Annotated in this window: 10 protein-coding genes; 8 read left to right on the top strand and 2 right to left on the bottom strand. The window is 63.5% G+C overall.

Annotation, left to right across the window (positions count from 1 at the left end; genetic code table 11):
• Positions 1 to 190 precede the first annotated feature (190 nt).
• Positions 191 to 496 (bottom strand): hypothetical protein, encoded by a 306-nt coding sequence (locus A3E77_RS10205; RefSeq protein ID WP_293645559.1) that lies wholly within the window; start codon positions 494 to 496, stop codon positions 191 to 193.
• A 200-nt stretch (positions 497 to 696) separates the two neighbouring features.
• On the opposite strand from A3E77_RS10205, the gene purB reads away from it, so the two are divergent.
• From purB to pyrF, 3 genes are all read left to right on the top strand, one after another.
• Entirely contained in the window at positions 697 to 2,013 is a 1,317-nt protein-coding gene (gene purB / locus A3E77_RS10200; protein ID WP_293645556.1) for an adenylosuccinate lyase, read from the top strand.
• A 74-nt stretch (positions 2,014 to 2,087) separates the two neighbouring features.
• Positions 2,088 to 2,423, top strand: a complete 336-nt coding sequence (locus tag A3E77_RS10195) for a LapA family protein (protein ID WP_293645554.1) — start codon at positions 2,088 to 2,090, stop codon at positions 2,421 to 2,423.
• Positions 2,420 to 3,094 carry an orotidine-5'-phosphate decarboxylase gene (gene pyrF, locus A3E77_RS10190; RefSeq protein ID WP_293645552.1) on the top strand — a complete coding sequence of 225 codons (675 nt, stop codon included), beginning with the start codon at positions 2,420 to 2,422 and terminating at the stop codon, positions 3,092 to 3,094. Before A3E77_RS10195 ends, pyrF begins: the two co-directional genes overlap by 4 nt.
• Before the next feature lie 9 nt (positions 3,095 to 3,103).
• Here the strand turns inward: pyrF and A3E77_RS10185 are convergent, their stop codons facing one another.
• Positions 3,104 to 3,520: a hypothetical protein gene (locus A3E77_RS10185; RefSeq protein WP_293645550.1), complete on the bottom strand. Its 417-nt coding sequence runs from the start codon at positions 3,518 to 3,520 to the stop codon at positions 3,104 to 3,106.
• A 102-nt stretch (positions 3,521 to 3,622) separates the two neighbouring features.
• On the opposite strand from A3E77_RS10185, the gene A3E77_RS10180 reads away from it, so the two are divergent.
• The 5 genes from A3E77_RS10180 (at position 3,623) to accD (ending at position 7,639) form a co-directional block, all read left to right on the top strand.
• Complete coding sequence (locus tag A3E77_RS10180) at positions 3,623 to 4,252, top strand: phosphoribosylanthranilate isomerase (RefSeq protein WP_293645548.1); 630 nt, start codon at positions 3,623 to 3,625, stop codon at positions 4,250 to 4,252.
• A 102-nt stretch (positions 4,253 to 4,354) separates the two neighbouring features.
• Positions 4,355 to 5,575: a tryptophan synthase subunit beta gene (gene trpB / locus A3E77_RS10175; RefSeq protein WP_293645546.1), complete on the top strand. Its 1,221-nt coding sequence runs from the start codon at positions 4,355 to 4,357 to the stop codon at positions 5,573 to 5,575.
• A gap of 44 nt (positions 5,576 to 5,619) precedes the next feature.
• Positions 5,620 to 6,003: an endonuclease domain-containing protein gene (locus A3E77_RS10170; protein WP_293645544.1), complete on the top strand. Its 384-nt coding sequence runs from the start codon at positions 5,620 to 5,622 to the stop codon at positions 6,001 to 6,003.
• Entirely contained in the window at positions 6,000 to 6,791 is a 792-nt protein-coding gene (gene trpA, locus A3E77_RS10165) for a tryptophan synthase subunit alpha (protein WP_293645542.1), read from the top strand. Before A3E77_RS10170 ends, trpA begins: the two co-directional genes overlap by 4 nt.
• Complete coding sequence (gene accD / locus A3E77_RS10160; RefSeq protein WP_293645540.1) at positions 6,788 to 7,639, top strand: acetyl-CoA carboxylase, carboxyltransferase subunit beta; 852 nt, start codon at positions 6,788 to 6,790, stop codon at positions 7,637 to 7,639. Before trpA ends, accD begins: the two co-directional genes overlap by 4 nt.
• Positions 7,640 to 7,709: the final 70 nt, after the last annotated feature.

Here is a 7,709-nt window from a genome sequence, read left to right as displayed (position 1 = left end):
CGGGGTCGATGCGTCGGGCATCGGGGCCGGATCGACCGGCGTGGTCGCCGTATCGGGAGCCGGTTCGCCAGCCGTCGGCGGCGCCGTGGGGTCGGCAGGTGCGCTCGTCTGCGCCAGTGCCGGGAAGCTTACAGCGGCGGCACCGATCAAAAGCATCTGTTTCAACATCATCTATCTCCTGAGTCTGGGGTTATTCCGGTTCCGATTCCGGGTTGGGTTCGGCATCCGGAGCAGGCTGGTCGACCGGAGGGGCCGGTTCAGCCGCGGGCGGGGTGTCGGTTGGAACGGCGTCTTCGGTCGGCGCCTTGTCATCCATATGGTCATCCATGGGCTTCTGGTCGTCGGTCGGCTTCTCGCCCGGCGCAGGGGCTGGCGCGTCGGTCGGCGACGGCTGCGACTGCGTCGTCGGGGCCGTGTCTTCCGCGGGAGCGGTCGTCTGAGCGAATGCGGGGAAGCTGACCGCCGCAGCGCCGACCAAAAGCATTTGTTTCAACACATTAATTCTCCTGTACCGGCGACGTTCAGCGGATGCTGCGACCTGTCGCCTTTCTGATGGGGCATAAAAGCAACCCGCCATGTTTCGGCTAAGTTGCGGATGCGCGGGGTTTGGCGAAACGCCCCGTCCCTGCTACGGGGCGCCCCGACCCGGTTTCGCGGGGATTCCGCGACAAGCCGCCCGAAAAGGAAGGAAATTCAATGGTTCCGCGTTACGCACGGCCGGAAATGACGGCGATCTGGTCGGCCGAGAATCGCTTTCGCATCTGGTTCGAGATCGAAGCGCACGCGACCGACGCCCTTGCCGAACTCGGCACCGTGCCAAAATCGGCGGCCAAGGCGTTGTGGGATTGGTGGGCCACAAATCCCGTGATCGACGTCGCCGCCATCGAGGCGATCGAGGCGGTCACCAAGCATGATGTCATCGCCTTCCTGACCTGGGTGGCCGAAAATGTCGGCGATGAAGCCCGCTTCATGCATCAGGGCATGACCAGCTCCGACGTGCTCGACACATGCCTTGCGGTGCAGCTCAGCCAGGCGGCCGACATCCTGCTTGCCGACCTCGACGCGCTGCTGGATGCCATCAAGCGCCGCGCCTATGAACATAAGCTGACCCCCACGATCGGCCGCAGCCACGGCATCCATGCCGAACCCGTGACCTTCGGGCTGAAACTTGCCGAGGCCTATGCCGAATTTTCGCGCTGCAAGCTGCGGCTCCAGGCTGCGCGCGCCGAGATCGCGACCTGTGCCATCTCGGGCGCCGTCGGCACCTTCGCCAATATCGACCCGCGCGTCGAAGCGCATGTCGCCGCCAAGCTGGGCCTCGCGATCGAGCCCGTATCGACGCAGGTCATTCCGCGCGACCGTCATGCGATGTTCTTCGCCGTGCTCGGCGTCGTCGCTTCTTCGATCGAGCGCCTTTCGGTAGAAGTCCGCCATCTCCAGCGCACCGAAGTGCTGGAGGCCGAAGAATATTTCTCGCCGGGCCAGAAGGGTTCGTCGGCGATGCCGCACAAACGCAACCCGGTGCTGACGGAAAATCTGACCGGCCTTGCGCGCATGGTCCGCAGCGCCGCGATCCCCGCCATGGAAAATGTCGCGCTGTGGCATGAACGCGACATCAGCCATTCGTCGGTCGAACGCTTCATCGGTCCCGACGCGACGATCACCCTCGATTTCGCGCTCGCGCGGCTCACCGGCGTCGTCGACAAGCTGCTCGTCTATCCTGCGCGGATGCAGAAGAATCTCGATCGCATGGGCGGTCTCGTCCACTCGCAGCGTGTCCTGCTTGCGTTGACACAAGCGGGCGCCAGCCGCGAGGAAAGCTATGTCCTTGTCCAGCGTAACGCGATGAAAGTGTGGGATTCGGACGGCCAGCTTTCGCTGCTCGAACTTTTGAAGGCCGATGCCGACGTCACGGCAAAGCTGTCGGCCGACGAGCTGACCGCCCTGTTCGACCTTGGCTATCATATGAAGCATGTCGATACGATCTTCGATCGGGTGTTCGGGGCGGCATAGCCCCGGACTGGAATCGTTCGGCAATCTGTCATAGGGTCGGCGCCGGACCGACAGAGGAGCAAGACGAAGTGGGCATGCTGCGAACGATCATCTGGGTGTTGCTGACCGCTGTTCTCGTCATTTTTGCCATGGCGAACTGGATTCCGGTCACCGTGACAATCTGGCCCGGGCAAGTGCTCGACACCAAATTGCCGGTTTTGATCCTGACCTCCTTCCTGATCGGCAGCGTGCCGATGTGGGTCGCGCTGCGCACCACGCGATGGTCGATGAAACGCCGCCTCGACGCCAGCGAGCGGCAGGCGGCGGATCTGCGGGCGCTCGCCAATCGGCCGGTCGAGGTGACGCCGACTGCGCCGGTCAACGACATTCCCCCCGCACCCACCGATCTGTTTTCGACGGACAAGCCATGACATCGCCGCTCTATCTCGCCATCGACACGACGCACCTCGACGCCGCGCTGACGCTGGCGCAAAAGGTGCGGCGCCATGTCGGCGGTTTGAAGCTGGGCCTCGAGTTTTTCTGCGCCAACGGCCACCACGGCGTCCATGAAATGGCGAAGCTCGGCCTGCCGATCTTCCTCGACCTCAAGCTCCACGACATTCCGAACACCGTGGCGAAAGCAATTCAGGCGCTGCGCCCGCTCGAACCCGCAATCCTGACGGTCCATGCCGCCGGCGGCCGCGCGATGCTCGAAGAAGCGAAGGCGGCGGCGGGGCTCAATACCAAGGTGGTTGCGGTCACCGTGTTGACGAGCCTCGACGCGCCAGACCTCGACGATATCGGTGTGGGCGGCACACCGCACGACCAGGTCGTGCGCCTAGCGGCGCTGGCGCGCGAATCCGGCCTGGATGGCATCGTCTGTTCAGGCCACGAAGTGAAAGCGGCACGCAAAGCGTGGCCCGGTGGCTTTTTCGTCGTCCCCGGCGTGCGTCCCGCGAACGGCAAGATCGGTGACCAGAAGCGCGTCGTCACGCCGGCACAAGCGATGGGCGATGGCGCCTCGATCCTGGTCGTCGGCCGCCCGATCAGCCAGTCGGCCGACCCCGACCTCGCCGCGCGCGAGATCGAAGCGACGCTTTAATAGCAGGCCTCAGTTCATAATCAGTGCTTGCGACTGGATGTTGTAGCCGACAAGCATGGGGCCCTTCGAGGACGATTTGAAGGTGAAGGTTTCGACGGCATCGCCCTTGGCATATTTTGTTTGCATATTGAGCACGATGAGCGTTGCGCCATTTCCGTAGTTTACGCGCCATCCCTGCTGGGAGGATTTTCCTGCGTTGCCAAGCTTTCGCTGAACGACGCCGAGAAACTCCTCAAATTCCACAATATCGGCGGAGTTCTGCATTTCATCTGCTGACCCGAAATAGATATCGTCAAATTTGCCGGCGTTCGCAGAAGCGTGAAAGGCCGCGACGGCTTTTTCGGAAGCAGCCAGTTCAGCGGTGGCGTTCGCCGGATTGCAGGCCGCGACACAAAGACATGATAAAGCCAATAATATCCGGTACATCGCGCCCTCCCCTTTAAGGGAAGCCTAGCATAATGATGACAACTGCCAATACCCCCCATATCGGCGGTTGCCTCTATGCCAATTGACGAGCAAAGAGCGACCATGCTCCCTCTCGTCAAAATCTGCGGGCTGAAGACGCCCGAAACGGTCGACGCCGCCATTCGCCATGGCGCCACGCATATCGGCCTTGTCCATTATGAGCCGAGCCCGCGCCACGTCGACCTCAAGACCGCGGCGGAGCTGCGCAAGCGCGCGGGACCGCATGTCAAAGTGGCCCTGTTGCTCGTCAACGCTTCGCAGCAGCTGACCGGCGATGCGCTCGGCATGGTGCGTCCCGACGTCATCCAGTTTCACGGTAGCGAGACCCCCGAATGGCTGGCCGTCGTGAAACGGCTCGCGCCCGCAGAAATCTGGAAGGCGGTCGGCCTGAAGGACGCTGGAACGCTTGAGCGCATCCAGCAATATCGCGGGATCGCCGATCGCATCCTTTTCGATGCACCCGCCGCGGCATTGCCCGGCGGCACGGGCACGCGTTTCGATTGGTCCCTTCTCAAAAACCATCGGCACATCATGGATTGGGGCATCGCCGGGGGGCTGACACCGGCCAATGTCGCACAGGCAATAGCCGAAACCGGGGCCCCGCTCGTCGATGTTTCTTCGGGGGTCGAAAGCGCGCCGGGCGTCAAGGATGTGGACAAGATCGCCGCTTTCCTTAAAGCGGTCGGCAGATGACCACGCTGCGCCCCCTCGTCCTGCGCATCGGAAAACGATGGCGCTGATCGCTTGAGACCTGATCTTCAAGTGAATGCCCACCCGTAACCGATGGATATGACGATGACCGACGCCCCAACCCTGCCCAACAGCCTTCGCTCCGGCCCCGACGATCGCGGCCATTTCGGCCAGTTCGGCGGCCGCTATGTCGCCGAAACGCTGATGCCGCTGATCCTCGATCTCGAGCGTCACTATCGCGCCGCGCAGGCCGACCCAGCGTTCAAGGCCGAGTTCGACGACCTGCTCAAAAACTATGTCGGTCGCCCCAGCCCGCTGTGGCTGGCGCAGCGACTGACCGATCATCTCGGCGGCGCGAAAATCTATCTCAAGCGCGAGGATCTGAACCACACCGGCGCGCATAAGATCAACAATTGCATCGGCCAGATCCTGCTCGCCAAACGGATGGGCAAGACCAAGATCATCGCCGAAACCGGCGCGGGCCAGCATGGCGTCGCGACCGCGACCGTCGCGGCGCTCTTCGGCCTGCCCTGCACCATCTTCATGGGCGCGGTCGATGTTGCGCGGCAACAGCCCAATGTGTTCCGCATGAAGCTGCTCGGCGCCGAAGTCGTCGCGGTCGAGAGCGGTGCCAAGACGCTGAAGGATGCGATGAACGAGGCGCTGCGCCACTGGGTCGCGAACGTCCACGACACTTTCTACATCATCGGCACCGTCGCCGGGCCGCACCCCTATCCGCAACTCGTACGCGATTTCCAGTCGGTGATCGGCGACGAAGCGCGCGCGCAAATTTTGGAAGCCGAGGGCCGCCTGCCCGACATGCTGATCGCCCCCGTTGGTGGCGGATCGAACGCCATCGGCCTGTTCCATCCCTTCCTTGATGACACGGACGTCGAGATCGTCGGCGTCGAAGCAGCGGGCGAAGGGCTGGACGGCAAGCACGCCGCCAGCCTCGCGGGCGGCAAGCCCGGCATCCTCCACGGCAACAAGACCTATCTGTTGCAGGATGAGGACGGCCAGATCACCGAGGCGCACAGCATCTCGGCGGGGCTCGACTATCCGGGCATCGGCCCCGAGCATAGCTGGCTCCACGACATCGGCCGCGTCCGCTACGAACCCGTCACCGATGCCGAAGCCCTCGCAAGTTTCCAGAAGCTCACCAAGCTCGAAGGCATCATTCCCGCGCTAGAGTCCGCCCACGCCATCGCCGCCGCCGAACGCATCGCGCCGACTTTGGACAAGGACAAGATCATCATCGTCAACTGCTCGGGGCGCGGCGACAAGGATATTGCGACGGTCGCCGATGCCTTGGAGGTTAAGCTATAAAGGCCCTCTCCCCTTCAGGGGAGAGGGTTGGGAGAGGGGAACGAATGCGGGACTGGAGGCTGATCGAATTCGCAAAGAAGATGCGGCGCGAGCAGACTGAACCTGAAACCCGCCTCTGGTTCCAGCTTCGCGCCGAGCGCTTTCACGGCATCAAGTTTCGCCGACAGAAGGTTATTGGGCGATACATCGCTGATTTCTCCGCGAGAGATCCGATGGTGGTTGTCGAGGTCGATGGCGATACGCATGGATTTCAGGAAGATTACGATCGGGCGCGGACAGTATTTTTCGAGGAACAGGGTTACAGGGTGATTAGATTTGCTAATTTCGACGTGATGACGAACATGGAAGGCGTGCTGACGCAGCTTGCGCTGTTTGTCGGCCATCCCCCTCTCCCAACCCTCTCCCCTGAAGGGGAGAGGGCCGAATGACCCGCTTCACCACCGCCTTCGCCAAACCCCACCCCGCGCTCGTCGCCTTCATCACCGCAGGCGACGGCAACACCGCCGCGAACCTCGATGCGCTCGTCGCGGGGGGCGCCGATGTGATCGAGCTGGGTATGCCCTTCACCGATCCGATGGCCGATGGCCCCGCGATCCAGCAGGCGAACCTGCGCAGCCTCGCCAAGGGCACGACCACCGCCGACATCTTCGACATCGCTGCCGCTTTCCGCAGCCGCCATCCCGAAACCCCGCTCGTGCTGATGGGTTATGCCAATCCGATGACGATCCGTGGCGGTGACTGGTTCGCGGCCGAATGCGCCAAGGCCGGCGTCGATGGCGTCATCTGCGTCGATGTTCCGGCCGAGGAAGACCCCGAACTCGGCCCCGCGCTGCGCGCCGCCGGGGTCGACCTGATCCGCCTCGCCACCCCGACCACCGACACCGCGCGGCTGCCCGCCGTGCTCAATGGCGCGGGCGGTTTCCTCTATTATGTCTCGGTCGCCGGCATCACCGGCCAGCAACAGGCCGCACAGGCGAGCATCGACGAAGCCGTCGCGCGCCTGAAAGCCGCCACTAACCTGCCCGTCGCGGTCGGCTTCGGCGTCCGGACCCCCGATCAGGCCGCGCAGATCGCCAAGGTCGCTGATGGCGTCGTCGTCGGATCGGCCTTCATCGACATCATCGCCGAACATGGCGACGCTGCGGCGCCGCATGTCGAGGCCTTCACCCGCTCACTCGCCGATGCTATTCACGGCGCAAAGGAGATCGCCGCATGAGCTGGCTCGACCGCGTTCGCAACGCCCTGCCCTTCACCGCCAAACGCGATACCGCCGACAATCTGTGGCACAAATGCCGCCAGTGTCAGCAGATGGTGTTCGTCAAGGAATGGGAAGATAATCTCAACGTCTGCCCACGCTGCGATCATCACGACCGCATCGGCGCCACCGAACGCTTCGCCCAGCTGTTCGACGGCGGGCTGCACGAGTTGATCGCCGCGCCCGCGGCACCCGAAGATCCGCTCAAATTCCGCGACACCAAAAAATATGTCGATCGTATCAAGGCGGCGCGCGCGCAGACCGGCGACCGCGACGCCTATCAGAACGCCTTTGGCCGCATCTCGGGCCAAGGCGTCGTGATCGGGGTGCAGGATTTCGCCTTCATGGGCGGTTCGATGGGGGTCGCGGTCGGCGAAGCCTTCGTCGCGGGCGTCGAGAACGCGATCAAGCGCGGCGTCCCCTATATCGCGATTACCGCCGCGGGCGGCGCGCGAATGCAGGAAGGCACACTGTCGCTGATGCAGATGCCGCGCGCGACCGTCGCGCTCGCGCGCCTCCGCCGCGCCGGCCTGCCCTATATCGTGCTGCTGACCGACCCGACGACCGGCGGCGTCACCGCGAGCTATGCGATGCTCGGCGATATCCAGATCAGCGAGCCCAAGGCGCTGATCGGCTTCGCGGGCCAGCGCGTGATCGAGAATACGATCCGCGAAAAGCTGCCCGAAGGCTTCCAGCGCGCCGAATATCTGCTCGACCATGGGATGATCGACATGGTCGTGCACCGCAAGGAGCTGCCCGAAACGCTGGGGCGGCTGATCGGCTATCTGGCGCCCGAAAAGGCGGCTTAGGCCGACGCAACCGGCACAAGTGTTTTCGTCACCCCGGACTTGATCCGGGGTCCATTCGGCGGCGCGGGAA

The sequence above is a fragment of the Sphingopyxis sp. RIFCSPHIGHO2_12_FULL_65_19 genome (genome assembly GCF_001830555.1).
In the GTDB taxonomy this organism is placed as follows: Bacteria; Pseudomonadota; Alphaproteobacteria; order Sphingomonadales; family Sphingomonadaceae; genus Sphingopyxis.
The sequence above is the reverse complement of the archived record's forward strand: the minus strand, read 5'-3'. Positions and strand labels throughout refer to the sequence as shown.